The following is a 21,904-nucleotide window of genomic DNA, read 5'->3' as shown; positions in this document are numbered from 1 at the left end:
AACATAGAGTGGCCGTCCCCCAACCGAGGAGCCGCCCCATGCCGCCCGCGATCCGCCTTGCCGAACTGCCGCCCGCCGCGATGAAGGCCCTACTGGAAGACGACCTGGAGGGCGCCGGCGCGGTGGCCGGGGTGCCGCTCACCGACTACTTCACCACCGACGAGGCGAAGTACCTGTGGCGCTTCCGCCTCGCCCAGCTCGACCGCGACCCGTCCCACGCGCCCTGGACCGCCCGGGCCGCCGTCGCCGAACCGGAGGGCGTGGTCGTCGGCCACGCGGGCTTCCACGGCGCCCCTGACGAGAACGGAACCGTCGAGATCGGCTACTCCGTCGACCCGGCGCACCGCCGCAAGGGCTACGCCCGCGCGATGCTCGCCGCCCTCCTGGACCGCGCCGACGCCGACCCGTCCGTCAAGACCGTCCGCGCCACGATCAGCCCCGACAACAAGGCCTCCCTGGCGACCATCGCAGGCCAGGGCTTCACCCACGTAGGCGAACAATGGGACGAAGAAGACGGCCGCGAACTCATCTACGACCGCCCCGCCCACTGACTCAGCAACGCGTCCGCACGGGAGGAATACGGCGCCATACTCCGCACAGACCAACGCGGGCAAGGTAGAGCTGGGTCAGCCACCCCAGACGAGGTCGACCGCGACCACAACGAGCAGCTCGTCCCAGATCAAGTAATCAACGAGCCCCACACCACCGAAGACGGCCTGCCTGATTCGCGGGTTCGGTGTCGGTTCGCTGGTGGTCGGGTCGTAAGGGTCGACGACGATGACACCAAGGGCCTCAGCAAGCGCGAACTGTACCTGCTCTGGCATGCCGGCGAGCTGCCGTAACACTTGGGGGGAGAGCTCGGCCCGGTAGGTCATGGGCCGTAGTCTGCCGCCCTTCAGCGCCCTTCGGCGGCTTGTTCGACTTTCTGTTGCCACCAGGCGGCGGCCTCAGCGCGGGACATGCCGAGGTGTTGGACAAGCACGTCTTCGATCGGGATCGTGGGGGCGCCGTCGCGGATCTCCTGGATGCGGGCTTCGAGCTCCTCGCTTGAAGGACGTCGCGTCCGTGCGCGGATACTCCACACGTTCAAGAACCGCTGGAGGGCCTTGTAGCCGGTGAGATCGTCGGCTGCGGCGTGGGCGCGCTCCCTGTACTGGGCAAGGAAGAAATCCCGCTCCTGTTCGGGGAGCCGCTCCATGATGACCTGCGGGTCCTGCGGGTCCGGCTCCTGGTGGAGCGGCTGGACGCTCATCGGGCCCACCCCCTAGTCAGGTACTTAGCTACACGTTGACAGTACCCACATCACTTGAGGTTTGTAGACGGATCGTAGGCAGCGGTGTGCAGCACACGGCCTCCCCCTATAGCTGTGCGTCCGCGCCAGGACGGTCACCTGCTCTCCTTCAGCAAGGCCGCGGCTTGGCGTGCCGCCTTCGGGTCAGGCTGTCGACGGCGGGCATGTACGCCGGGTCGCGGACATAGACGTCCACGTGGAGCCAGTGCAGCGGGCGTCACTTCTCGGCGGCAGGTCTGGGTTCGCGGGGTTTTACCGGTGCGCACGGATGGCCGCGTGCACGACCTCCGCGACGTTGTAGCCGAGGAGGCTCGCCACGTCGGTCAGCCCTGGAGTGCTGAGGACCGCGTTGGCCTCGCCGGCCTCGAGGCTATGCCGCCAGCGGGCGTCCTCCCGGGGCTTCTCGTCGTTCCAGTACGCCCGCGCGTGCTTCACGAAGTCCTCCGCCTCCGCACGCCCGGGACCGTCGAGGCGCTGGATGTAGTCCTCCAGCTGCTGCCTCCCCACGTACGGGACGAAGGAGCTCCAGTTGCCGCCGGTGTCGTGGATCCTCGTGTTGTCGGGCTCCGCGTCCAGCGAAAGGTGCAGGAAGTCGGCCAGCCGCTCCAGCGACCGTTCCGGACGCGCCATGTAGTCCTCGTAGCGGACGACCATGTGCGGCAGACCGTACGTGTTGACGGTGCGCAGGGCGTCGACGTAGGTGTCCCGCCAGAGGCCCGCGCCCCGCCACAGCGGCTCCCCCGTCCGGTTCCGGTAGCTGATCGCGAAGGCGATCGGGTTCCGCGCCGTGACGATCACGTTCACCGGTGCCCGGTTCGCCGGGTCGGCGAGCTGCTGCTCGACGGCCTGCCGGAGCCAGGCGACGTACTTGCTCCCGTCGACGATCACCGAGACGCCCAGCGAGCGGGCGAATTGCCGGTGCATGCCGAGGATGTCGTCGTACGACACCCACTCCCGGAGCGCCTCAGTGAAGTGCCGGCACTCCTTGCCGAGCAGCGAGCAGGGCCCGCAGGCCTGGCCTGCGTCCTTGTGGCTGTACTCGGGCATCTGCGTGAAGTTGTTCAGCTCGCCGACGTAGTGGGCGCCCCGGATACGGGCGGTCATGTCGCGCCCGAGCAGGGTCGAGCCCGAGAACAGCGTGCCGACGACGAAGACCGAGGTCGGCGGGCGGTCCTGCCCCTCGCGGAACCTGGACCGGAGGTTCGCGAGCCGGCCAGGCTGAACGGGGGCCCCTTGCTTCTCAGCGTCCATGTGCATGCCCACGGGAAAGTCGAGTACCAGCCGGTCGGAACGAGATGACCGTGCAGAGCATTGTGCCCGGTACCGCCGCCCACTTCGAACGGCCGGCCACCACCGCCCCGAACACCTGGCCGCCCCCGCTGCGGCCAGTCGCGCAGGCGAAGGTTCAGTTCGCAGGCGACGGGCCCCGCAGCAACCCGACGGTTCCGGCCCCTCGGGGTCGGGGGAATGGACCCGACCTGAGCACGAAATGCGGGGCGGAAAGCAGTTAAGGCAGCAGCAGTGGGCTTGTGTCGGGTGACTGATCTGTCGTCAATAGGTCTTTGTGGCAGGGTCGCCCGAGGCTCGTCCAGGTCGGGTGGGTCGCGGCGATCGCGCAGCCGTGCTCGCCATGCGAGTGCGCTTGTCACTGCCATCACTGCGCTCAGGACGAGGACAAAGAACCACCGTCACCAGGTGCTCGATCCCGCCAAGGGATGGACCGCAGCCAATGAGCCGGTGTCGATGGCGGTCGCCGTGGCGCCCTTCGACAGGCCGTCTTTGCCGACGTCCATCAGATAGACCTCAGTGATCCTGAGACGTCGGCGGTGTCGCCGCGGTTTACCCGCGCCGTTCGGACCTGGATGCCGGAGTTATCGATATAGATAAGGCGCGCAATGCCGGGTCCTCCCGTGCGGGTGTGCTCGGCGGCGGATGGAGCGCGCTGGTGAAGCCCTCGCAAGTTGGGGTGCTTCCCGTCCTGAGGTGTGCGCTGAACGCATGACCCGGTGACCGGGTCCCGACCGGCAGGGCTGTGACCTGGGCGTTATGTCTGGCCTGCCTCTTGACGTGGAACGTTCTGGACAGTGCAATGTCACACGTCATGTGTACAAGGTCACATCGGGGCGGCGTTCGCCGCGTCGGGAGGGGAGACCCGATGAGAAGAATCGCGCTGGGCTGCGTGCTCGGAGCGGCGGCCCTGGCGGTGTCCGCCTGCGGTCAGGGGCTGCTCGGTTCGGACGACGCCGAGGACTCCGGTCCGATCACGATCGGCATGGCCATCCCGCTCTCGGGGTCCAGCGCCGACATCGGGCCCTACATGAAGAACGGCGCCCAGATGGCGGTGGACGAGATCAACGCCAGGGGCGGCGTCGGCAAGCGCAAGCTGCGCCTCCGGGTGGAGGACGACGCCTGCGACCCGAAGACCGCGGTGGCGGCGGCCAGCAAGCTGGTGGCCGCGAAGATCGCCGTCTCGGTGGGCGGCTACTGCTCGGGGGCGACGCTGCCGACCCTGCCGGTGTTCGACCGCGCGAAGATCCCGATGATCATTCCGGCGGCCAACTCCACCGAACTGGTCGCGCAGCGGCTCAGGCACGTCTTCCTGATCAACGGGACGGGGGACCAGCAGGCCGTGGCGGCGATGAACTGGATGACCAAGAGCGGGCCGAAGAAGGTCGCGGTCCTGCACGACAACACCTCGTACTCCAAGGACATCGCGACGCGGACGGCGACGGCGCTCGACAAGCCGGGCGGCCCCGACAAGGCGACCCTGGACGCCGTCAACCCAGGCGAGAGCGACTACTCCGCCAACATCGCGAACGTCCTCAAGACCCACCCCGACTTCATCTACTGGACCGGCTACTACCAGGAGGGCGGCCTCCTGCTGCGGCAGTTCCGGCAGGCCGGGTACACGGGCGGGTTCATGGTGGGGGACGGCTCGGTGGACGCCAAGCTCATCAAGATCGCCGGAGACAGGGCGGCGGACGGCGTCTTCGCCACCATGACGCAGACCCCGGACACGATCGAGGGCGCGAGCGGCTGGATCAGCACCTACAAGAAGAAGTTCGGCAGCGATCCCGGTCCGTACTCCACCCAGTCCTATGACGCCGTCCGGGTGGCGGCCGAGGGCATCGCGAAGGCCGGCGGCACCGACGGCGACAAGATCGCGAAGGAGCTGGAGGCGGTCGACGGCTTCCCGATCTTCACCGGGCCGCTGAAGTTCACCCCGCAGCACACGCTCAGCAACGGCGGCTTCGTGATCCTCGTGGTCAAGGGCGGCGCCTTCACGCTGCGCGACGCCCTGAAGTAGGCGCGGCCATGGCACAGCTGATCTGGAACGGGCTGTTCGTCGGCTCGTTCTACACCCTGGTCGCCCTCGGCTACAGCATGGTCTACGGGATCATCAAGCTGCTCAACTTCGCGCACGGCGACCTGTACATGCTCGGGGCCTTCACCGGGTTCGCGATGCTCGGCGCGATGGGCGGGCTGGTGCACTCCTCCTCGCTGGCGGCGCTGCTGATCGTCCTGGTCCTCACCATGGTCACCACGGGGACGGCCGGCCTGGCGGTCGAGCGGGTGGCCTACCGTCCGCTGCGCGGCATGCCCCGGCTGTCCCTGCTGATCACCGCGGTCGGCGCGTCCTTCGCGCTGGAGTACGGCACCCGGATCGCGGCCGGTCCGAACCCGCGGGTCTACCCGGTGCGCCTGGACGGGGCGTCCTTCACTGTCCTCGGTGCGCGCGTGACGATGCAGCAACTGCTGCTGATGGCCGTCTCCGTGGTGCTGATGGCGGGCCTCACGGTGCTCATCGGACGGACCCGGCAGGGCCGGGCGATGCGGGCCATCGCGCTCGACCCGAAGGCGTGCCTGCTCATGGGCGTCAACGTGGACGCCGTCATCGCCCGCACCTTCTTCATCGGCTCCGCGATGGCCGGCGCCGCGGGCGTGATGGCCGGGGGCTACTACGGAAAGATCGACTTTCTGATGGGTTTCATCATCGGGCTCAAGGCGTTCACCGCGGCCGTCATCGGCGGGATCGGGAACGTTCCCGGCACGATGCTCGGGGCGCTCGTGCTGGGACTGCTCGAATCCTTCGGCACCCACTGGGTGGGCGGCGAGTGGCGGGACGTGTTCGCGTTCGGCTTCCTCATCCTCTTCCTCACCGTGCGGCCGACCGGGCTGCTCGGCGAGCGCGTCACGGAGCGGGTGTGATGGCGGCCGTTCCCGAACGCGCGGCGAAACGCCGCGCGGCGACGCTCTCGCGTCTGCTGGAGAGCCGCCACCTCGGCTGGGCCGGCCTCGCCGTGGGGCTGGCCGCCCCGTTCGCGATCGCGACGCCGTACGCGATGAACATCATGACCAGCGCGGTGATCTTCGTGATGCTCGCGGTCGGCCTGAACATCGTGGTCGGCTACTGCGGGCTGCTCGACCTCGGATTCGCCGCGTTCTTCGCGGTCGGCGCCTACACCAGCGGCCTGCTGGCCACCCGGCTGGACTGGCCGCTGGTGGCGACCGTCCCCTTCGTCATCGCCGCCACCGTGATCGCCGGCATCGTCATCGGCGGTCCCACGCTCCGGCTGCGCAGCGACTACCTCGCGATCGTGACGCTCGGCTTCGGGGAGATCGTCCGGATCGTCGCCAACAACCTGGACGTCACCGGCGGCCCCTCCGGCATCTACGGCATCCCCGGCCTCTTCGGCGACCATGTCGCGAACCCGGTGGTGTTCTACTACGCCGCGCTGCTGATCGTCGCGGTGGCGGTGCTGCTCGCCGCCCGGCTGGGACGGTCCCGGCTCGGGCGTGCGTGGCGGTTCGTCCGGGAGGACGAGGACGCCGCCGAGGCCATGGGCGTCCACACGTACCGGGTCAAGCTGGCCGCCTACATCGCCGGCGCGGTCTGGGGCGGGCTCGCGGGCGTGCTGTTCGCCGCGCAGCTGTCGGCGATCTCCCCGGCCAGCTTCACCTTCCTCCAGTCGGCCCTGGTGCTGATGGCGGTCGTGCTCGGCGGCATGGGCTCCACCCCCGGCGTCGTCCTCGGCGCCGTCGTGATCAGCCTGCTGCCCGAGATGCTCCGCGGGCTGGCCGACTACCGGTTCTTCGTGTTCGGCGTCCTGCTGATCGCGATGATGATCGGCCGTCCGCAGGGGCTCTGGCCGCACCGGTCGCGCGAGACCGCCCGCATGGCGGCCCGGTCGGGAGGTGCCTGATGCTGGACGTGCGAGATCTCCGGCTGGCGTTCGGCGGCGTCCAGGCGGTCGGCGGGCTCAGCTTCCGCGTCGACGCGGGCGAGATCGTCTCGATCATCGGTCCGAACGGGGCGGGCAAGACCTCCGCCTTCAACTGCGTCACCGGCTTCTACAAGCCGACCGGTGGCCGGATCGTCCTGGACGGCACCGACATCACCGGGCGGCGCCCGTCCGCGATCGCCGCGCGCGGCCTGTCGCGGACCTTCCAGAACCTCCGCGTCTTCGGCGAGCTGTCGGTGCTGGACAACGTGCGGGCCGGGACCCACCTGTGGCTGCGGCAGCGGATGTTCGACGTGCTGCTGCACACGCCCCGCTACCGGCGCAGCGAGCAGGAGGCCACCGACGAGGCGCACAAGTGGCTCGACTTCGCCGGGCTCCGCGGCGACCGGACGGGCCTCGTGCGGCACCTTCCGTACGGGGAGCAGCGCCGGGTGGAGATCGCGCGGGCCCTGGCCCGCCGTCCCGCCCTCCTGCTGCTGGACGAGCCCGCCGCCGGGCTCAACCACGGGGAGAAGGCGGAGCTGCTCGACCTGATCCGGAGGATCAGGGAACTCGGCATCGCGGTCGCGCTCATCGAGCACGACATGGGCCTGGTCATGGAGATCTCCGACCGCGTGGTGGTGCTCGACCACGGCAAGGAGATCGCCGACGGCACGCCCGCCGAGGTCCGCGCCGACCCGGCGGTGATCGAGGCGTATCTCGGGCGCGACGCCGCCCCGGAGGAGACCGAGGAGGTGCGCGGTGCTCGAAGTGACTGACCTGACGGTGAAGTACGGCGGCGTGACCGCGCTGGACGGCCTGTCGCTCACAGTCGGGGAAGGCGAGACGGTCGCGCTCCTGGGCAGCAACGGGGCCGGTAAGACGACGACGCTGTCGGCGATCTCCGGCCTGGTCCGCCCGTCCGGCGGCGACATCAGGTACGAGGGCGCGTCGGTGGCGGGGGCGGCGCCGTCCGCGATCGTGGCGCGCGGCGTGGTGCACGTGCCCGAGGGGCGGCGGATCTTCAGCACCCTGACGGTCCACGAGAACCTGCTGCTCGGCGGGTACCTGGTGCGGGACGGCCGCGAGCTGGCCAGGCGCATCGACCGGGTCTACGGGCTGCTCCCCCTCCTGGCCGAACGGCGCGGGCAGGAGGGCGGGACGCTGTCGGGCGGCGAGCAGCAGATGCTGGCCATCGGCCGCGCCCTGGTCGCCGGACCCCGGCTGCTGATGCTGGACGAGCCGTCGATGGGCCTCGCCCCGCTCGTCGTGGCGGCCGTCATGGAGGTCATCCGCGACGTCGCCGCGGACGGGACGGCGGTCCTGCTGGTCGAGCAGAACGCGAGGGCGGCGCTCGGGATCGCCCGGCGCGGCTACGTGATCGAGAACGGCCGCTGCGCCCTGGAGAGGCCGGCGGCCGAACTCGCCGTCGACCCGCGCGTGGTCGAGGCCTACCTGGGCGGCGCGGCCTGAAGACGGCATCAAGGCCGGTCACACGAGTGTGACCGGCCTTGAACGCGGCGCGCCCGGGGATGGGTTACCGGATGGCGAGGGCGCGGGTGAGGGTGCGGAACAGGTCGGTCTGGTCGGTCACGCCGAGGACGCTCGCGGCCTGCGGGCCCTTGGCGGCGATCCGGACCTGGGTGCCGGTGTGCTCCTGGGACTGGCCCGGCGTGTTGGTCGCGTAGTTGAGCTTCATGGGGGCGCCGTCGGCGGTGATCAGAGTGGCGGTCTGGCCCGGGCTCTGCGCCTCCAGCGGGATGATCTGGCTGGTGTGGCCGTGGTCGGCGGTCACGACCACCAGGGTGTCGGGGTGCCGGCGGGCGTAGTCGAGCGAGGCCCGCACCGCCTTGTCGAACTCGGCCGTCTCACCGATCTGGCCGCAGGGGTCGGCGGCGTGGTCGCGCTTGTCGATCGAGGCGCCCTCGATCTGCAGGAAGAAGCCCTTGCGGCTGTGCTTGGTCTGCGCGTCCAGCAGGCCGATGGCCTTGGACGCCATGGTCGACAGGTGCGGGCCGCCGAAGGAGCCGTTCGGCGTGCACCTGGACGGGTCGGTGCCGCCGACCTTGGCCGCCGGACCGGTCCACTCCTGCGGCATGTTGCCGTCGGCGAACAGACCCAGCAGCTTGCCGCCGGGCTTGGCCGCGTTCAGCCCGCCCTCGTCGGTGACGACGGTGTATCCGGCGGCCTTGGCCTGGTCGATCACGGTCTTGCCGGCGAAGGGCCCCGCCTTCACCGTCTGCGCGAAGCGGGCCTTCCCGCCGCCCAGGTAGAGGTCGGCGCCCGTCTGCACCTGCTGCTCGGCGATCGAGCCGGGCCCCCCGTTGACCTTGTCCTGCGCGGGGCACTTGGCCATGTCGGCCGGGCCCTGGCAGCCGCGGTCCGCGACGTGCGCGGCCAGCACCGCCGGGGTGGCGTCGCCCAGTTCGGCCGTGGACACGTCGCCGGTGCGCAGCCCGGCCCGCTTGGCCAGTTCCAGGACGGTCGGTACCGGCTTGCCGTCCGGCGTGACCGAGATGGCCCCGTTGTAGGTCTTGTGACCCGTCGCCCAGCCCGTACCGCTGGCCGCCGAGTCGGTCACGTAGTCGATCTGGCGCGGGTCGGCCTTGTTGACCGAGTACGTGGTGTACGCACCGGTCAGCGGCAGCGTGTCCATGGCGAGCCGCCCGGCGGCGCCCTTGACGTAGTTGCGGGCGGCGGTGATCTCCGAGTCGCCCATGCCGTCACCGATCAACAAGATGACGTTGCGCGCCTTGCCGCCCTGCACGGCCTGCCGGACCTCCTGGGTCCGGTCCCCGCCGGACGCATCCGCGAGCCCCGAGCCGAGCGCGGCGGCCACCGCCCCCGTGGTGAGGACGACCGCGGCCGTCCGCCGTATCTTCGCAGCCGGAATCATAAGGCTGGCCTCCTGGCTCATGAGTGACGAACAGGCACAGATCACCAGGTCAAGATGAGGCCGACGCCCGTCGATCACGACGAACACGTGAACGGTCGGCGAACGGTGGCGCGACGCGGTCGACAGCACCTCTCGCCGGGTGGACGCCCGAAGGCGGACCCGGGCCTTCGCGCCGGGGCCGCCTTCGTCCGGAGACGCCCGCTTCGCCGCTACAGGGGCGGACGCGTCACGTGCACCGGCGTCCCGTAGTCGGAGAACTCGGTGACCGAGGTGAATCGGACGGGGTCCCGGTCGGCGATCTCGGGGTGCGGGCTGGTGATGACGGTCGTCTGCACGATCTTCTGGATCTTGCGGGTGGCGAGCCCGACCGTGACCGTCCCGGTGACCCGCCGCCCGGCGGGCGACCCCTCGGAGGGACGGGCCACGTGGGCGAAGGCGTAGGTCTGCACCTCCGCCGCCCCGCTGCCCGTCCGGCCCTGGGACACCACCTTTCCGAACGTGGCCAGCATCCGCAGCGTCCGGCCGACGTCGGCGGTCAGCTCCTGCGGGCCGGTGGTGCCGCGCGTCAGCCCGTTCAGCCCGTGGTCGAGCTTGCGCCATGTCCTGCCGCGCTGCACGTAGGTGTCGTCGCCGATGAAGCGCTGCTCCATCGGCACCGATCCGGGGCCGCGCAGGTAGCCGCGCCGGTTGGGGGCGTCGAAGGCGCCCCGGTAGGTCTCCACGGTCTCGCGCCGGCCGCGCGAGCTGAGCGTCCAGGTCAGTTTCACGTGGAACGTCGTGCCCGCCGTGGCTTCGGTCGCCGCGGCGAGGGTGACGTCGCCGCCGGGTTCGGTGGTGATCGTACGGCCGGCGTCGTCGCCGGGGACGAGGTTCCCGCCGACGGTGGCGGCGGCCACGACCAGCGCGACCGCGCCGGTGCCGAGCGCTCCGGCGGCCGTGCGGCGCCTGCGCCTGGCGCGTCGGCCGCGGTGCATCACGGTCTCGATCGGCGCCTCGGGGATCGGGTGCCCGTCGGTCGCCGACCGCAGCATCTGGGTCAGCCGGTCCTCGCTCATCGTGTGATCTCCTCGGTCTGTGAGAGGGCGAGCGTCGAACGGAGCCGTTTCATCGCCCGGGAGTGCTGGCTCTTGACGGTGCCGACGGAGCATCCGAGAAGGTCGGCCGTCGCCGCCTCCGTCAGGTCGGCGTAGTGCCGCAGCACGACGATCGCGCGCTGCTGGCGGGGCAGGACGAGCAGCGCCCGGCGCAGCTCGTCGTCCGGCTCCCGCTGGGAACTGGAACGCGCGTCGAGCCGTTCGGGGGCGTCGGTCAGCAGCTCCCGCCGCCTGCGCCGCCACCAGCTGACGTTGCCGTTGACCAGCATCCGCTTCAGGTAGGCGTCCGGGTCGCCGTCGGCGACCCGGCGCCAGCGCACGTACAGCTTCACCAGGCAGTCCTGGAGGAGCTCCTCGGCGCGGTGGGCGTCGCCGGTCAGCAGCGTGGCCAGGCCGTAATGGCGTTTCCACGCGGCGGCCGCGAACGTGGCGTACGCGGTTTCCTGCGTCGGTTCACTCACGAGCATTGAACGCCGCAGAGCGCGCGGATGGTTGGCAGGATCGTCCGGCGAATCCGCTGGCATGATCTCGTTCCCGGCATCGGGGACGGCGGGGCGCCGCGGCTCAACGCTCGGCGTTCGACGCGGCGAAGCGGGCCCGGTAGGCCGACGGGCTGAGGCCGGTCTGGCGGCGCACCTGGACGCGCAGGTTGGCGGGGGTGCCCAGGCCGCTGGCGCGCGCGACGGCCTCCAGCCGGAGCTCGCCGTTCTCGATGAGCCTGCACGCCAGCGCGGCCCGCTCGGCGTTCAACCAGGCCAGCGGGGTCGTGCCGAGCTCGGCCTGGAAGCGGCGGTGCAGCGTGGCGGCGCTGGTAGCGGCGCGGGCGGCCAGGTCGGCGACGGTCAGGGGCAGATCGAGCCGTTCCCGCGCCCAGGCCAGAACGGGCGCGAGCGAGGTGTCCGGGATCGCGGGGACGGGGCGTTCGACGAACTGCCGCTGGCCGCCGTCGCGGTGCCCGGCGAAGACCAGGCGGCGGCCGACCGCGTTGGCGATCTCCGCGCCGTGGTCGCGGCGCACGAGGTGCAGGCCCAGGTCGAGCGCCGCGGCGCTGCCCGCTGCGGTCAGCACGTCGCCGTCGTCCACGAACAGCACGTCGGGTTCGAGCCGCACCGCCGGGAAGCGGGACCGGAAGAGATCGGCCCAGCGCCAGTGGGTGGTCGCCGGGCGGCCGTCGAGCACCCCGGCGGCCGCCAGCGTGAACGCGCCGGTGCAGAAGCTCACAAGCCGGGCGCCACGGCCGGAGGCCCCGCGGATCGAGGCGAGGACCCTCTCGTCGGGAGTGTTCTCGGGGTCTGGGCGATTGGGGACGATCACGGTGTCCGCGGTCTCGACCGCCTCCAGCCCCGAGATCCCCGACATCGTGAACATGCCCGCATGCATCACCACCGGGCCGGGCGCGCAGAGCGTGAAGTCGTACCACGGGACGCCCAACTCGGGCCGGCGCAGGCCGAACAACTCGGTCGCGACGCCCATCTCGAACGGGTTCGAACCCCGGTCGACCATCATGACCACGCGATGCGAGGATCCTTGCGGCATATGCGATTCCTAGCACTCACGCCGGACCGCGGCCAGCCGTGACAGTGGACGGATGAACGAACCGATCGATCTGCACTCCGCGCTGGCCTCCTTCTCCGATCTCTGGAGCCCGCGCATCGTCTCGCAGGTGAACGACTACGACGTCCGCGTCGCAAAGGTCGCCGGGGACCACGTCTGGCACGCCCACGACGACACAGACGAGTTCTTCCTGGTACTCGACGGCGAATTCGCCATCGCGCTCCGCGACGAGAGCGGCGAACGCGCCGTGACCCTTCCCAAGGGCTCGGTGTTCGTCGTGCCTCGCGGCGTGGAGCACAAGCCGTCCGCCCCGGGCGGCGCGTCGATCCTCATGTTCGAACCGGCCGGGACGCTGAGCGTCGGCGACCGGCACGACGACGTCCCGGACCACGTCGACGCGACCATCGGGCGGGCCCTCGGCTAGCACCCGGACCGGGTCACGGACCGGTTTGTGGGCTCCAGCGCGGTCCCGCGTGTCGGACCAGGGCGGCGATGAAGGCGTCGTGCTGATGCTCGTACATGGGGCCCAGGACGCAGACGGGTCTGCGCTTACCCTGGCCCTTCTCCAGGTCGGGGATCGACACGTCGAGGCCGATCCACCCGGCGGGGCGGAGCCGGGTGTGCGGGCTCCCCCTGCGAAACCGGACGCGGAGGGTGTCGCAGCGGTGGTACCGCCCGGCCGCCGTGCGTTCGAGCGAGACCGTCTCGATCTCGTTCCAGAGGAATGTGCGCCGCCCGGCGGGGCCCGTGGACGGGGTGGCACACCGAGAATCCGTGGTGGTGATGCCGCGCGAGTCGATGCGGAGGGACCATGGGCGGCGGTGCGCCAGTCCGCGGGAATGCCGGTACCAGGCCGGAGTACGGAAGGCGAGATAGATCCCGTACAGCACGGCGCCGACCCCGCAGAAGAATGCCGGGTATGCGGCAATGAAGGCCGCGAACCCCCACGGATCGCTCGTCGAATCGTCTCCCCACTTCACTGCCAGCCAAATGATCAGCAGCGCGAGGACGACGAGCGTCCCGACAAGGATCCAGCGGGGGCCCGGAGCCTTTTTGAGTGCTTCCGTATAGGAGGAAGGGGGCTCCTCTCCGGTCCAGCCGATCTCGAACCCATCTCCGGCCTCCGGTGGAGCCTCGCGCGGTGACCTTTGCAGACGGCTCACCGGCGAGGAGCGCGAACAGGACGCCGCCAAGGGCGTAGAGGTCGGAGCGTTCGTCGCCGCGCTGGTCGAGGAACTGCTCCGGCGCGCCGTAAGAGGCGGTGCCCGCCGGCGCGATCATGGTGGTCGGGGCGACGGTGAAGGTGTGCGCGTGGGAGTCCCGCTCGAAGCGGTGCGGCAGGTCGGGAGAGGTGTCGGCGTCGTCGGGGAGGAACTTGACGGCCACGTCCCGGTGCAGGTCGCGGTCGCGTCCCGCCCACACCTCGCCCATTCCGCCGCGACCGAGCCGCTCGACCAGCTCGTACCTGCCCGCGATCAGCGTGCCGCGATCCACCCGCCGCCCCTCACGTGCGCACCCCTGCCGTCGTGATCATTGTCACGCACCCTTCCGCTTCATGCAGACGGTTCTGTTCCTTTGTCCGTCGAGCGCACGCCTCCAGGGTCTGCCGTGGGCGGCCGCTCCATCGGCCGGAGCTGGACGCTCGCCTCGGCCTCGCCGCCGCCGGAAGGCCTGCCGCCTCTGTTGTGAGACCGCCACCAGGTCGGGGCGCTCAGCATCACGTGATCTCGATCAGGGCACGTACCCGCGTTCCCTCAGGTCGCCGGGCCGTTGTTCGCGTCGGGCTGGCCGGGCAGGAGGCGGCGGTGGGCCATGGCGAGGAAGGCGCGGCCTGCCGGACTGGCGTGGTGGGGACGGGCGGCGAGGATGATCCGGCGTTCCAGCGAGGGGCGGGCGAGCGGCACCTGGGCCAGTGCGGGCGGTCCTTGGAGCGCGGACTGCGGGAGGACGGCCAGGCCGATCCGCTGGAGGACGAGCTGCCGGACGAGGGTGAGGTCGCGGGTCTCGGCGACCACGTTCGGGACGAACCCGAGGCGCTGGCAGGCGGCCTCGATGTTGGTCCGGAGCTTGCCGCTGCGGGGCGCGGTCACGAGAGGCTCGTCCCGCAGGTCGTGGAGGGTGAGCGAGTCCCGGGCGGCGAAGGGGTGCTCGGGGTGCAGGGCGACCACGACGTCCTCCCGGGCGATCACGTGCGGGGCCATCTCGGCGGCGAGCGGGGTGTCGGCGGGGCCCTGGCCGACGACCGCCACGTCGAGCTCACCGGTGGACAGGGCCGCGACCAGGCCGTCCGTCTCGTCCTCGCGGAGGGTGAGGCGGATCCGCGGATGACGCCGGTGGAAGGCGCCCAGCAGCGCGAGCACGCGCTGGTCGGGCAGCGGTTGCACCAGACCGACCGCGAGACTGCCGGTGAGCAGGCCCGACAACGCGGCGATCGACTCCTTCGCGTTGGCGGCCTCGGCGAGCATGGCGCGGGCGTGCGGCAGCAGCGCCTCCCCAGCGGCGGTGAGGGCGACGGAGCGGCGGTCGCGCCGGAACAGGGGCTCGCCCACCTCGGCCTCCAGCCGGCGGATCTGCTGGCTGATCGCGGGCTGCGCCACCTGGACGCGCTCGGCCGCGCGGGTGAAGTGGCGTTCCTCGGCGACGGCGACGAAGTACCCGAGCTGCCGAAGTTCCATAAACAAACGCTATTACAGCAAGCGCAAGCCTGTCTTGGACTTATCACTGCCGGTCGCCTTAGCGTCGGTGTCATCGGACGAACCGACCGGAAGCGAGGTGCATGATCATGGGCAAGCTGGTGATGTCGGAGATCCAGGGCCCCCAAGGGCCTGGCCGCGTACGCCGTCCGGCAGGGCGGGCAGCGGTGAGTCCCCCGGTCCGGGTCCGGCTCGCGATGACCCTCGCCGCGTGGCTGGTGGCGTTCGCCGTGGTCATGCTGCTGCTCGCGCTGTTCGGGGACCTGCTCGCCGCGCTGCCGATGGCCGGCCGCGCCGCGGTCATCAGCGGGGTTCTCGTCACCGTCATGGTCAACCTGGTCATGCCGAGGCTGGCCGGCCTGGTCAACCGGTGGGCCGCCTCCGGACCGGTGACGGCCCCGGCGGGCAGCGCGACCGAACCCTCCGACCGCGAGCCCGTCCACACGTGACAGGCCGGAGGACCTGGAGGTCGACCGGCCCGGGGCGGCGGTGGCCCCGGCCCACGGGCCGGGGCCACCGCCGCCCCGACACGTCCACCGCTTCCTCGATCATCCGGAGGCGGGAAGAATGTGAGCGAAGCCGGAGGCAACCGGTTCGAGTCCGGTTCGCGCTCCGGGAGTTCGCGAGAACCGGAGGAGACGCGATGGCGACGATGCCGCCGAACCCGGCGTTGGAAGCGCTGGACGTGCTGGTCGGCGAGTGGACGGCCGAGGTTCCGCAGTTCGGTGACGCGCAGGGCAGGGTGACCATCGACCGGTCGGAAGGCGGCGCCTTCCTGCGGATCCGGTCGGAGCCGCCGGCTCCCGCACCGACCGCCGTCCAGCTGGTCGGTCCCGACGACTCGTCTGACCTCTACACCGTCCTGTACTACGACGCGCGCGGCGTGTCCCGCGTCTACCGGATGACCTTCGACGGCGGCGTCTGGAAGATGTGGCGGGACGCCCCAGGGTTCGATCAGCGCTTCACCGGGACGGTCGGCGCCGACGGCCGCACGATCCAGGCGGCCTGGGAGAAGTCCTTCGACAACCAGACCTGGGAGCACGACTTCGACATCACCTACACGAAGGTCGCCGACTAGGGCTCCAGGCCGGGACGGTCGCGCAGCCAGGCCTCCGCGCGCCTGCGCGACGCCTGCGACAGCCACGCGTCCTGGACGACCTCCGCGAGCTCCCGCCGCGTCAGCTCACCGAGGCGGCTCGCCCGGACGAGCACCGAGCGGTGGCCGTTGAAATGCGGGGTCGTGAAGAACGGCGACGCCTCGTCCTGCACGAGCGCCTCCTTGTCGGACTCGGAGGGCACCCAGAAGACGATCACGTCCGGGTAGCGCTCGCCCGTGACGGGGTCGACCGCGTCGGGGCGAGGGGTGCGGAAGAACACGAACGACTTGCGTCCCACCTGGTAGACGGGATTCCCGCTCTTGCCGTGCTCGACCGTGACATGAGGCATCGCCTGTGCCAGCTCGTGCACGTCCTCCACCCGGGCAGGACGATCGTCTGCCTGCATGCCGGGCAGCGTACTCCGGTTCACTGCCCCAGCCCTGGATTGCCCAAGCCCCGCCGCGGCGCATGCCGGTCGGCGGGGCCCACGTTGGCGGTCAGGGCTTCTGGCCGGGCTTGTCGACGATTCCGATGGCGACGCGGACCATGATGCGCTGCACGGTCCCCGCCCTCAGCGTCCTCCTGGGCTCGCCCTCGGACTCGAACGTCCGGTCCTTGATCGTCACTGCCCGTTCCCCAAGGTAGGCGTAGGTGCTCGGGTCGAGCAGCACCTCCTGGTGCAGCCAGCCGTCCACCAGCAGGCCCAGCGCGATCGCCGGACGGCCGTCGGCGTCAACCTCGCCCTCGACCAGCGTCACGCCCGGGATCCGCTTGATGGCCCGGAAGATCGCCGCCTCCTGCGCAGGGGAATGGACGCTTTCACGCAGGATGGTGGCCAGGATCTCGTAGGTCAGCTCATCGCCGCCGCCGCCCGCGCTGATCTTCCGCAGGAGCGCATCGGGATCGCTGGGCAGCGGGTCGTACCTGGCCGCGGCGGCCGAGTCCACCGTTTCGTGCCCGAGCCGCACCCTGCCGTCCTTGAGCGCCGCGTTCTGCCTGCCGTCGACCCGCCGCCAGGAATCCCAGGTATCCGTCTTGTACGGACCGCCCCAGGCGGCCCCGCCCGCATTGGCCGACGTCGTCAGCCGCATCCTCGTGTAGATCCACTGGTGGGGGCGGGGTGTGCGGAAGTGCCCCTTCTCGGCGGCCGCGGCGGCCCGGTCGAGCACGTGCGCCGCCTCGGCGACCGAGCTCAGCGAGACGGCAGGGGATGGCGGACCGGGAGGTTCCTCCTCGCCGCCTCCGAGGACGCCCGCACCGGCGACGGCGGCCACCGCCAGTGCGCCTACGGCGGCGAGCCGGACACCCGGCCCCGGCAGTGAGAACCGGCGGCGCTGCCGCTCCGGGTCCCTCCGGGCCGACGGCCCGGCGTCCACGACATCGGACGGGTCCAGTGCCGTGACGGCCTCCGCCAGGCGGCGCGCGCCCGGTCGGTCGGCGAACCCGGCCAGCGTCTCGTCGTGCACGCGGGCCATCGACCGCACGAGGCCATCGGTGGAGTGGTGCTTCATGCCAGGGACCTCCGTTCGCCGGTGGGACGCTTGGTGACCGCGGGCGCCACCTCGGCCTGGGCCGAGCGCAGCGCGCGGGAGAAGCGCTTGCGCGCCCGGTGCAACCGGACGCGCGCGGCCCCGACCGAGCAGCCGAGGACCGCGGCGACGGCGGAGTGGTCGAGTCCCTCCCAGGCGACCAGGCCGAGCACCTCGCGGTCGTCGTCCGACAGGTGGCCGAACGCCTCGGCGATGGCCGACGCCTCGGCCGGATCCGAACCGACCGCGGCGATCTCGTCGCGGAGGTCGTGGCGCAGGCTCGTGGTGCGCCGCCGGCGCTGCGCCTCCCCGCGCCAGTGGTTGGCCAGCACCCGGCGCGCGACGCCGTACATCCACAGGCGCGCCCGGCCGCCGGGCGGGATGTCGTCCAGCCGCCTCCACGCGATCGTGAAGGTCTCCGCGACGACGTCGGCGGCGTCGTCCGGGGACGGGCACCGGCGCAGCACGTACCCCAGGATCGGTTCGTACGTGGCGGCGTAGACGGCCTCGAACCTGGCCTTGCGGTCATCCATCGAAGCCCCGGTGGCGTGGTCTCTCCAGTCGCACGTGGCCCTCCTTGACTGCGGGAACACCCCGTACGTGTCGAGAAGGACGCCGGTGTTACCGCCCAGGGGGCCGCGGCTCAGGCACCGGCCCTGCCGCCGGTTCGCGCGGGCCCGCGGACGTCTTCGACCGAGCAGGACGAGCTTCTGCCCGGATGCCCGCAGCGTAACGCCGGGATCATCGGCCGCGCCCGCGAGACGTTCAGGAGCTGAGGGCCTCGCGCTCGATCCGCTCGAACTGCGCGGCCATCGCCTCGGCCAGCGCGGTGGCCCCCGACAGCGGGCGCACCATCACGGTCAGGTCGTCGATCAGCCCGTCCTCGTCCATGTGGAGGAAGTCGCACCCGTGCACCTGGCGCCCGTTCACGGTCGCCTCGAACATGAGCGCGTGGTCGCGGCCATCGGCGCTGGCGATCTCCCGCACGTAGCGGAGGTCCTGGAACACCCGCGCCGCGCCCCGCACGATCGCCGCCGTGATCGCCTTCCCGTGGTACGGCTTGAACGCGACCGGGCTGGTGAACACGGCGTCGTCGGCCAGCAGCCCCTCGATCGCCGCCGTGTCCCCGGCCTCCACCGCTCGCCGGAACGGATGCATCCGACACCCCCGAATATCCAACTTGTTGATTAGGTGCAAATTACACTAGCCATGTCGTGGGAGGTCGTCCACCAGTCGGGGACGTGGCGGCGATCACGGGCCGATACGCTCGGGACCATGTCGTTGCGGAACGCGGTGCTGGCCACGCTTCTGGAAGGCGAAGCGTCCGGGTACGACCTGTCCAAGAGCTTCGACGCCGGCGTGGCCAACTTCTGGATGGCCACCCCGCAGCAGCTCTACCGGGAGCTCGACAAGATGGCCGCCGAGGGCCTGATCCAGGCGCGGGTCGTCCAGCAGGAACGCCGTCCCAACAAGCGCCTGTTCTCCCTCACCGACGCCGGCCGCCGCGCCCTGCACGACTTCACCGCGAGGCCCCCGCGTCCCGGCGCGATGCGCGAGGAGCTGATGGTCCAGGTCCAGGCGGTGGACGCCGGGGACGTCGAGGCCGTCATGTCCGCCCTCCGCGAGCGCCGCACCTGGGCCGAATCCAAGATCGCCCGCTTCGAGCGGCTCCAGGCGCGCTTCCTGAACGGCCGCTCCGAAGAGGAGTACCTGGCCACCGCCGACCGGATCGGCCCCTACCTCACCCTGATGCGCGGCCTGGCCTTCGAGCGCGAGAACCTCCGCTGGTGCGAGGAGACCCTGACCGTCCTCGACCGCCGCACCAGCTCCCTCAAGCCCTGATCTCAGCACCCCGGAGACCGCACCCAGCGCCGGCGGCCGCCTTGCGGCACGCGGAGCGGAATGCCTCGGGCCGGGCCGGCAGTCATCAGGCTGGTCGGCAGTGGAGCAGGACGTACGGGGAAAGTGGTGAAGGAATCCTTGCGGGCGTGGACGGGGTGCAGCGCGGCGCCGACGGGAATGCCTGTGTGGGCGTCCAGAGGCAGGGACGCCAGGCCGCGCTCGGCCTCGGCTCGGCGACCGCCCGGACGTCGGATCGGGACACATCTCGATGCTCAGTTCTTCGGCCGCATGTCTTGTTCGGCGGGGCGCCGATCGTCTTGTAGATGAGGGCGGACGAACCGGCTGCGAAGGAGGAGCCATGCCGGACGAGGACGTGAAGCGGGCAGCGCACCGAGCCCTGGTGGATCGCGTGCTGAAAGGGGAGGGCCGGGCGCCTGCGGACCAGCGGGCACGCGCCTTCGGCAACGATGGGCTCGCCCCGCCGCTGGACACATTGATCGGCAAGGTCGTCGACACCCCGGCCCAGGTCACCGAGGCGGACCTTGCCGCGGCGAAGGCGTCGGGCTGCACGGAGGACCAGGTGTTCGAGCTGGTGGTCTGCGCCGCGGTCGGCCAGTCCGACCGGCTGTACGAAGCCGGGCTGGCCGCCCTGGCCGAAGCTACCGGCGAAGGGAGGCCGGGCCATGCGTCTTGACATCCTCGACCACGGCTACGACCGGCGAACCAAGCTGCTGTTCGCGCTCATCCGGCTGCTCTCCAGGCATCCGGTGCCGGACGCCGCCAAGCTGGTCTTCTACCGGCCCGACTTCTACGGCACCCGGGCGAAGGAGTTCACCCACGAGGCGATGCGCGGGCCGTCCGACTGGTCGGTGGGCGACCGGGAGTTGATGGCGGCCTACGTGTCCAAGGTGAACGAGTCGGCCTTCTGCGTCGCCGCGCACACGGCGACAGCGAGCCGGGCATACCAGGACGAGTCCCGGGTCGCGGCGGTGCTGGCCGACCTGGACTCGGCCCCCGTCGAGGAGCCGCTGCGGGCGACGCTGCGAATGCTCGGCAAGCTGACCCGGGAGGGCGAGGTCGGCGCCGACGACATGCGGGACGTGCTGGCCGCCGGTGTCTCACCCCGGCAGGTCGAGGACGCGCTCGCGGTCTGCGCCGCGTTCACCGTCACCGCCCGCCTCGCCAACGCCTTCGGATTCGAGTTGCTCACCCCGGAGGACTTCGAAGCCGGAGCCGGCTACCTGCTCAAGCGCGGCTACCGGTAACCCGGCGGGCGCCTCAGGCGGGAAGCGGCTCCACGCAGGCAAAGAGGGGAGGGCTCTCGCCGTCCGTCCGCTCGGCCGCATCGATGTAGTCGGCGAGAGCGCCGCGGGACCGAGCCAGCCTCTCCATCTGATCGTCGATGCGCCGCAACCGCGTCCGCATCGCGGCCAGCAACTCGGGACACCCGAGCAGTTCCGGGGCCTCCCCGACCGCGCAAGGCAGCAGGTATGCGATGTCCTCAGAGGACAGACCCGCGTCGAGCAGGTGCCGGATCTGCTTCACCCGGACCACGGCGCCCTCGTCGTACTCGCGGTAGCCGTTCGCGCCGCGGTCCGCCTCCAGCAGGCCCTGCGCCTCGTAGTAGCGCAGCTGATGGGCCTTGACGCCCGTCCTGCGGCTCAGCTCTCCGATCCGCATCGCATCCTCACTTGACCTTCAGACCGGTATCAACGTTGACGATGCTGCCATGAGCGACAACACCGACATCCCTGTGACGGTCCTCGGGCTCGGCCTGATGGGCCGGGCTCTCGCCGGCGCGTTCCTGAAGGCCGGGCTTCCCACGACCGTGTGGAACCGCACGGCCTCCAAGGCCGACCGGTTGGCGGCCGAAGGCGCACGACCGGCGCCGACGGTCGGCGACGCACTCAAGGCGGGCCCGCTGACGATCATCTGCCTCACCGACTACCAGGCCGTGCACGAGGTGCTCGACGCGAACGAGCTGGACGGCACGACCCTGGTCAACCTCACCTCCGGCAGCTCGGCCCAGGCTCGCGAAACCGCCCGATGGGCCGAGCAGCGCGGCGCCCGCTACCTGGACGGCGCGATCATGGCCGTCCCGCCGGCCATCGGGACCGCCGAAGCGCTGATCCTCTACAGCGGGCCGCGAGCGGACTTCGAGGCGCACGAGCCGGCACTCGGCGCGCTCGGCACCGCCACCCACCTCGGCGCGGACCACGGGTTGGCGTCCCTGTACGACGTGGCGGGCCTGGCGATGATGTGGAGCGTGCTGAACGCCTGGCTCCAGGGCACCGCCCTGCTCAGGACGGCTCGTGTCGACGCCGTGACGTACGCGCCGTTCGCACAGCAGATCGCCACCGTCGTGGCCGGGTGGCTCCCCGGGTATGCCGCGCAGGTCGACCAGGGCTCCTTCCCCGCCGAGGTGTCGGCCCTGGAGACCGACGCGCGGGCGATGGCGCACCTCGTCGAGGAGTGCGAGGCGGCAGGCGTCAACGCCGAACTCCCCAAGCTGTTCAAGGCAATGGCCGACCGCTCCATCGCCGCCGGACACGGCCACGAGCAGTACCCTGTCCTGATCAAGGAGTTCACCACCCCCTGACCGACCTACACCACCGTTCGCGGCCCGCCGGCCCGCTCAAGGCCGGCCCGCCCCCGCCTCACCGCCGAACAATCCCCGCGCCTGAAG

General features: G+C 71.1%; 28 protein-coding genes. 14 read left to right on the top strand and 14 right to left on the bottom strand.

Annotation, left to right across the window (positions count from 1 at the left end):
- Positions 1-38: 38 nt before the first annotated feature.
- Positions 39-551 (top strand): GNAT family N-acetyltransferase, encoded by a 513-nt coding sequence (locus ABWI07_RS05360; RefSeq protein WP_200842243.1) that lies wholly within the window; start codon positions 39-41, stop codon positions 549-551.
- Between the two features lie 75 nt (positions 552-626).
- On the opposite strand, the gene ABWI07_RS05355 is transcribed toward ABWI07_RS05360, so the two are convergent.
- The 3 genes from ABWI07_RS05355 to ABWI07_RS05345 form a co-directional block, all read right to left on the bottom strand.
- Positions 627-875: a hypothetical protein gene (locus tag ABWI07_RS05355; protein ID WP_149262835.1), complete on the bottom strand. Its 249-nt coding sequence runs from the start codon at positions 873-875 to the stop codon at positions 627-629.
- Positions 876-895: 20 nt separating this feature from the next.
- On the bottom strand, positions 896-1,252 hold the full coding sequence (locus ABWI07_RS05350) for a DUF6247 family protein (RefSeq protein WP_149262834.1): 357 nt from the start codon (positions 1,250-1,252) through the stop codon (positions 896-898).
- Positions 1,253-1,543: 291 nt separating this feature from the next.
- Positions 1,544-2,542, bottom strand: coding sequence for a hypothetical protein (locus tag ABWI07_RS05345; protein ID WP_353817794.1), 999 nt, complete (start codon positions 2,540-2,542; stop codon positions 1,544-1,546).
- Positions 2,543-3,446: 904 nt separating this feature from the next.
- On the opposite strand from ABWI07_RS05345, the gene ABWI07_RS05340 reads away from it, so the two are divergent.
- Genes ABWI07_RS05340 through ABWI07_RS05320 form a run of 5 tightly spaced genes read left to right on the top strand, consistent with a single transcriptional unit; the run spans position 3,447 to position 7,986 of the window.
- The gene (locus ABWI07_RS05340) at positions 3,447-4,598 is read left to right on the top strand and encodes a branched-chain amino acid ABC transporter substrate-binding protein (protein WP_149262831.1); all 1,152 of its coding nucleotides are present in this window, start codon (positions 3,447-3,449) and stop codon (positions 4,596-4,598) included.
- 8 nt (positions 4,599-4,606) lie between these two features.
- A complete protein-coding gene (locus tag ABWI07_RS05335) occupies positions 4,607-5,500 on the top strand; it encodes a branched-chain amino acid ABC transporter permease (protein ID WP_353817793.1) in 894 nt (297 codons plus the stop codon).
- Positions 5,500-6,495, top strand: coding sequence for a branched-chain amino acid ABC transporter permease (locus ABWI07_RS05330; protein ID WP_149262829.1), 996 nt, complete (start codon positions 5,500-5,502; stop codon positions 6,493-6,495). Before ABWI07_RS05335 ends, ABWI07_RS05330 begins: the two co-directional genes overlap by 1 nt.
- A complete protein-coding gene (locus tag ABWI07_RS05325) occupies positions 6,495-7,292 on the top strand; it encodes an ABC transporter ATP-binding protein (RefSeq protein ID WP_149262828.1) in 798 nt (265 codons plus the stop codon). The genes ABWI07_RS05330 and ABWI07_RS05325 overlap by 1 nt, the downstream gene beginning before the upstream one ends.
- Positions 7,276-7,986 (top strand): ABC transporter ATP-binding protein, encoded by a 711-nt coding sequence (locus ABWI07_RS05320; RefSeq protein WP_149262827.1) that lies wholly within the window; start codon positions 7,276-7,278, stop codon positions 7,984-7,986. Before ABWI07_RS05325 ends, ABWI07_RS05320 begins: the two co-directional genes overlap by 17 nt.
- Positions 7,987-8,050: 64 nt before the next feature.
- Here ABWI07_RS05320 and phoA read toward each other — a convergent pair whose 3' ends face one another.
- The 4 genes from phoA to ABWI07_RS05300 form a co-directional block, all read right to left on the bottom strand.
- The gene (gene phoA / locus ABWI07_RS05315) at positions 8,051-9,430 is read right to left on the bottom strand and encodes an alkaline phosphatase (protein WP_149262826.1); all 1,380 of its coding nucleotides are present in this window, start codon (positions 9,428-9,430) and stop codon (positions 8,051-8,053) included.
- A gap of 188 nt (positions 9,431-9,618) precedes the next feature.
- A complete protein-coding gene (locus ABWI07_RS05310) occupies positions 9,619-10,464 on the bottom strand; it encodes a hypothetical protein (RefSeq protein ID WP_353817792.1) in 846 nt (281 codons plus the stop codon).
- A complete protein-coding gene (locus tag ABWI07_RS05305; protein WP_160161103.1) occupies positions 10,461-10,964 on the bottom strand; it encodes a SigE family RNA polymerase sigma factor in 504 nt (167 codons plus the stop codon). Before ABWI07_RS05305 ends, ABWI07_RS05310 begins: the two co-directional genes overlap by 4 nt.
- A gap of 103 nt (positions 10,965-11,067) precedes the next feature.
- Complete coding sequence (locus ABWI07_RS05300) at positions 11,068-12,009, bottom strand: helix-turn-helix domain-containing protein (RefSeq protein WP_502912801.1); 942 nt, start codon at positions 12,007-12,009, stop codon at positions 11,068-11,070.
- 82 nt (positions 12,010-12,091) lie between these two features.
- On the opposite strand from ABWI07_RS05300, the gene ABWI07_RS05295 reads away from it, so the two are divergent.
- Positions 12,092-12,481 (top strand): cupin domain-containing protein, encoded by a 390-nt coding sequence (locus ABWI07_RS05295; protein WP_353817790.1) that lies wholly within the window; start codon positions 12,092-12,094, stop codon positions 12,479-12,481.
- Positions 12,482-12,494: 13 nt separating this feature from the next.
- Here the strand turns inward: ABWI07_RS05295 and ABWI07_RS05290 are convergent, their stop codons facing one another.
- Positions 12,495-13,250 (bottom strand): hypothetical protein, encoded by a 756-nt coding sequence (locus ABWI07_RS05290; protein ID WP_353817789.1) that lies wholly within the window; start codon positions 13,248-13,250, stop codon positions 12,495-12,497.
- A gap of 118 nt (positions 13,251-13,368) precedes the next feature.
- On the opposite strand from ABWI07_RS05290, the gene ABWI07_RS05285 reads away from it, so the two are divergent.
- Complete coding sequence (locus ABWI07_RS05285; RefSeq protein ID WP_353817788.1) at positions 13,369-13,587, top strand: hypothetical protein; 219 nt, start codon at positions 13,369-13,371, stop codon at positions 13,585-13,587.
- Positions 13,588-13,811: 224 nt separating this feature from the next.
- Here ABWI07_RS05285 and ABWI07_RS05280 read toward each other — a convergent pair whose 3' ends face one another.
- Positions 13,812-14,732 carry a LysR family transcriptional regulator gene (locus tag ABWI07_RS05280; protein ID WP_149262820.1) on the bottom strand — a complete coding sequence of 307 codons (921 nt, stop codon included), beginning with the start codon at positions 14,730-14,732 and terminating at the stop codon, positions 13,812-13,814.
- Positions 14,733-14,839: 107 nt separating this feature from the next.
- Here ABWI07_RS05280 and ABWI07_RS05275 point away from each other — a divergent pair, with 107 nt between their 5' ends.
- Both ABWI07_RS05275 and ABWI07_RS05270 read left to right on the top strand, forming a co-directional pair.
- Entirely contained in the window at positions 14,840-15,199 is a 360-nt protein-coding gene (locus ABWI07_RS05275; RefSeq protein ID WP_353817787.1) for a putative antibiotic biosynthesis monooxygenase, read from the top strand.
- A gap of 194 nt (positions 15,200-15,393) precedes the next feature.
- Entirely contained in the window at positions 15,394-15,828 is a 435-nt protein-coding gene (locus ABWI07_RS05270; protein WP_149262818.1) for a hypothetical protein, read from the top strand.
- Here ABWI07_RS05270 and ABWI07_RS05265 read toward each other — a convergent pair.
- From ABWI07_RS05265 to ABWI07_RS05250, 4 genes are all read right to left on the bottom strand, one after another.
- On the bottom strand, positions 15,825-16,253 hold the full coding sequence (locus ABWI07_RS05265) for an MmcQ/YjbR family DNA-binding protein (RefSeq protein WP_149262817.1): 429 nt from the start codon (positions 16,251-16,253) through the stop codon (positions 15,825-15,827). The two genes, ABWI07_RS05270 and ABWI07_RS05265, sit on opposite strands and share 4 nt — an antisense overlap.
- Positions 16,254-16,344: 91 nt before the next feature.
- Complete coding sequence (locus tag ABWI07_RS05260; RefSeq protein WP_353817786.1) at positions 16,345-17,358, bottom strand: CU044_5270 family protein; 1,014 nt, start codon at positions 17,356-17,358, stop codon at positions 16,345-16,347.
- Complete coding sequence (locus ABWI07_RS05255) at positions 17,355-17,909, bottom strand: RNA polymerase sigma factor (RefSeq protein WP_149262815.1); 555 nt, start codon at positions 17,907-17,909, stop codon at positions 17,355-17,357. The genes ABWI07_RS05260 and ABWI07_RS05255 overlap by 4 nt, the downstream gene beginning before the upstream one ends.
- 232 nt (positions 17,910-18,141) lie before the next feature.
- Positions 18,142-18,534 (bottom strand): nuclear transport factor 2 family protein, encoded by a 393-nt coding sequence (locus ABWI07_RS05250; RefSeq protein WP_149262814.1) that lies wholly within the window; start codon positions 18,532-18,534, stop codon positions 18,142-18,144.
- Positions 18,535-18,651: 117 nt separating this feature from the next.
- On the opposite strand from ABWI07_RS05250, the gene ABWI07_RS05245 reads away from it, so the two are divergent.
- From ABWI07_RS05245 to ABWI07_RS05235, 3 genes are all read left to right on the top strand, one after another.
- Positions 18,652-19,218, top strand: coding sequence for a PadR family transcriptional regulator (locus tag ABWI07_RS05245; RefSeq protein WP_149262813.1), 567 nt, complete (start codon positions 18,652-18,654; stop codon positions 19,216-19,218).
- Positions 19,219-19,576: 358 nt separating this feature from the next.
- Positions 19,577-19,912, top strand: coding sequence for a hypothetical protein (locus tag ABWI07_RS05240; protein WP_149262812.1), 336 nt, complete (start codon positions 19,577-19,579; stop codon positions 19,910-19,912).
- Positions 19,902-20,483, top strand: a complete 582-nt coding sequence (locus ABWI07_RS05235) for a carboxymuconolactone decarboxylase family protein (RefSeq protein ID WP_149262811.1) — start codon at positions 19,902-19,904, stop codon at positions 20,481-20,483. The genes ABWI07_RS05240 and ABWI07_RS05235 overlap by 11 nt, the downstream gene beginning before the upstream one ends.
- 13 nt (positions 20,484-20,496) lie before the next feature.
- Here ABWI07_RS05235 and ABWI07_RS05230 read toward each other — a convergent pair whose 3' ends face one another.
- Positions 20,497-20,898 carry a MerR family transcriptional regulator gene (locus ABWI07_RS05230; protein WP_149262810.1) on the bottom strand — a complete coding sequence of 134 codons (402 nt, stop codon included), beginning with the start codon at positions 20,896-20,898 and terminating at the stop codon, positions 20,497-20,499.
- Positions 20,899-20,947: 49 nt separating this feature from the next.
- Between ABWI07_RS05230 and ABWI07_RS05225 the strand changes: the two genes are divergently transcribed.
- Positions 20,948-21,817, top strand: coding sequence for an NAD(P)-dependent oxidoreductase (locus ABWI07_RS05225; RefSeq protein WP_353817785.1), 870 nt, complete (start codon positions 20,948-20,950; stop codon positions 21,815-21,817).
- Positions 21,818-21,904: the final 87 nt, after the last annotated feature.

Origin of the sequence: Actinomadura sp. NPDC000600 (assembly GCF_040492135.1) — a bacterium.
Lineage (GTDB): Bacteria > Actinomycetota > Actinomycetes > Streptosporangiales > Streptosporangiaceae > Spirillospora.
Note: the sequence above shows the minus strand (reverse complement) of the source record. Positions and strands in the feature narration are given on the sequence as shown.

Coding starts and splice junctions, on each gene's coding strand:
- ABWI07_RS05360 (WP_200842243.1), top strand. CDS start 39: ATGCCGCCCGCGATCCGCCTTGCCGAACTGCCGCCCGCCGCGATGAAG.
- ABWI07_RS05355 (WP_149262835.1), bottom strand. CDS start 875: ATGACCTACCGGGCCGAGCTCTCCCCCCAAGTGTTACGGCAGCTCGCC.
- ABWI07_RS05350 (WP_149262834.1), bottom strand. CDS start 1,252: ATGAGCGTCCAGCCGCTCCACCAGGAGCCGGACCCGCAGGACCCGCAG.
- ABWI07_RS05345 (WP_353817794.1), bottom strand. CDS start 2,542: ATGGACGCTGAGAAGCAAGGGGCCCCCGTTCAGCCTGGCCGGCTCGCG.
- ABWI07_RS05340 (WP_149262831.1), top strand. CDS start 3,447: ATGAGAAGAATCGCGCTGGGCTGCGTGCTCGGAGCGGCGGCCCTGGCG.
- ABWI07_RS05335 (WP_353817793.1), top strand. CDS start 4,607: ATGGCACAGCTGATCTGGAACGGGCTGTTCGTCGGCTCGTTCTACACC.
- ABWI07_RS05330 (WP_149262829.1), top strand. CDS start 5,500: ATGGCGGCCGTTCCCGAACGCGCGGCGAAACGCCGCGCGGCGACGCTC.
- ABWI07_RS05325 (WP_149262828.1), top strand. CDS start 6,495: ATGCTGGACGTGCGAGATCTCCGGCTGGCGTTCGGCGGCGTCCAGGCG.
- phoA (WP_149262826.1), bottom strand. CDS start 9,430: ATGAGCCAGGAGGCCAGCCTTATGATTCCGGCTGCGAAGATACGGCGG.
- ABWI07_RS05310 (WP_353817792.1), bottom strand. CDS start 10,464: ATGAGCGAGGACCGGCTGACCCAGATGCTGCGGTCGGCGACCGACGGG.
- ABWI07_RS05300 (WP_502912801.1), bottom strand. CDS start 12,009: ATGATGGTCGACCGGGGTTCGAACCCGTTCGAGATGGGCGTCGCGACC.
- ABWI07_RS05295 (WP_353817790.1), top strand. CDS start 12,092: ATGAACGAACCGATCGATCTGCACTCCGCGCTGGCCTCCTTCTCCGAT.
- ABWI07_RS05280 (WP_149262820.1), bottom strand. CDS start 14,732: ATGGAACTTCGGCAGCTCGGGTACTTCGTCGCCGTCGCCGAGGAACGC.
- ABWI07_RS05275 (WP_353817787.1), top strand. CDS start 14,840: ATGGGCAAGCTGGTGATGTCGGAGATCCAGGGCCCCCAAGGGCCTGGC.
- ABWI07_RS05270 (WP_149262818.1), top strand. CDS start 15,394: ATGGCGACGATGCCGCCGAACCCGGCGTTGGAAGCGCTGGACGTGCTG.
- ABWI07_RS05265 (WP_149262817.1), bottom strand. CDS start 16,253: ATGCAGGCAGACGATCGTCCTGCCCGGGTGGAGGACGTGCACGAGCTG.
- ABWI07_RS05260 (WP_353817786.1), bottom strand. CDS start 17,358: ATGAAGCACCACTCCACCGATGGCCTCGTGCGGTCGATGGCCCGCGTG.
- ABWI07_RS05255 (WP_149262815.1), bottom strand. CDS start 17,909: ATGGATGACCGCAAGGCCAGGTTCGAGGCCGTCTACGCCGCCACGTAC.
- ABWI07_RS05250 (WP_149262814.1), bottom strand. CDS start 18,534: ATGCATCCGTTCCGGCGAGCGGTGGAGGCCGGGGACACGGCGGCGATC.
- ABWI07_RS05245 (WP_149262813.1), top strand. CDS start 18,652: ATGTCGTTGCGGAACGCGGTGCTGGCCACGCTTCTGGAAGGCGAAGCG.
- ABWI07_RS05240 (WP_149262812.1), top strand. CDS start 19,577: ATGCCGGACGAGGACGTGAAGCGGGCAGCGCACCGAGCCCTGGTGGAT.
- ABWI07_RS05235 (WP_149262811.1), top strand. CDS start 19,902: ATGCGTCTTGACATCCTCGACCACGGCTACGACCGGCGAACCAAGCTG.
- ABWI07_RS05230 (WP_149262810.1), bottom strand. CDS start 20,898: ATGCGGATCGGAGAGCTGAGCCGCAGGACGGGCGTCAAGGCCCATCAG.
- ABWI07_RS05225 (WP_353817785.1), top strand. CDS start 20,948: ATGAGCGACAACACCGACATCCCTGTGACGGTCCTCGGGCTCGGCCTG.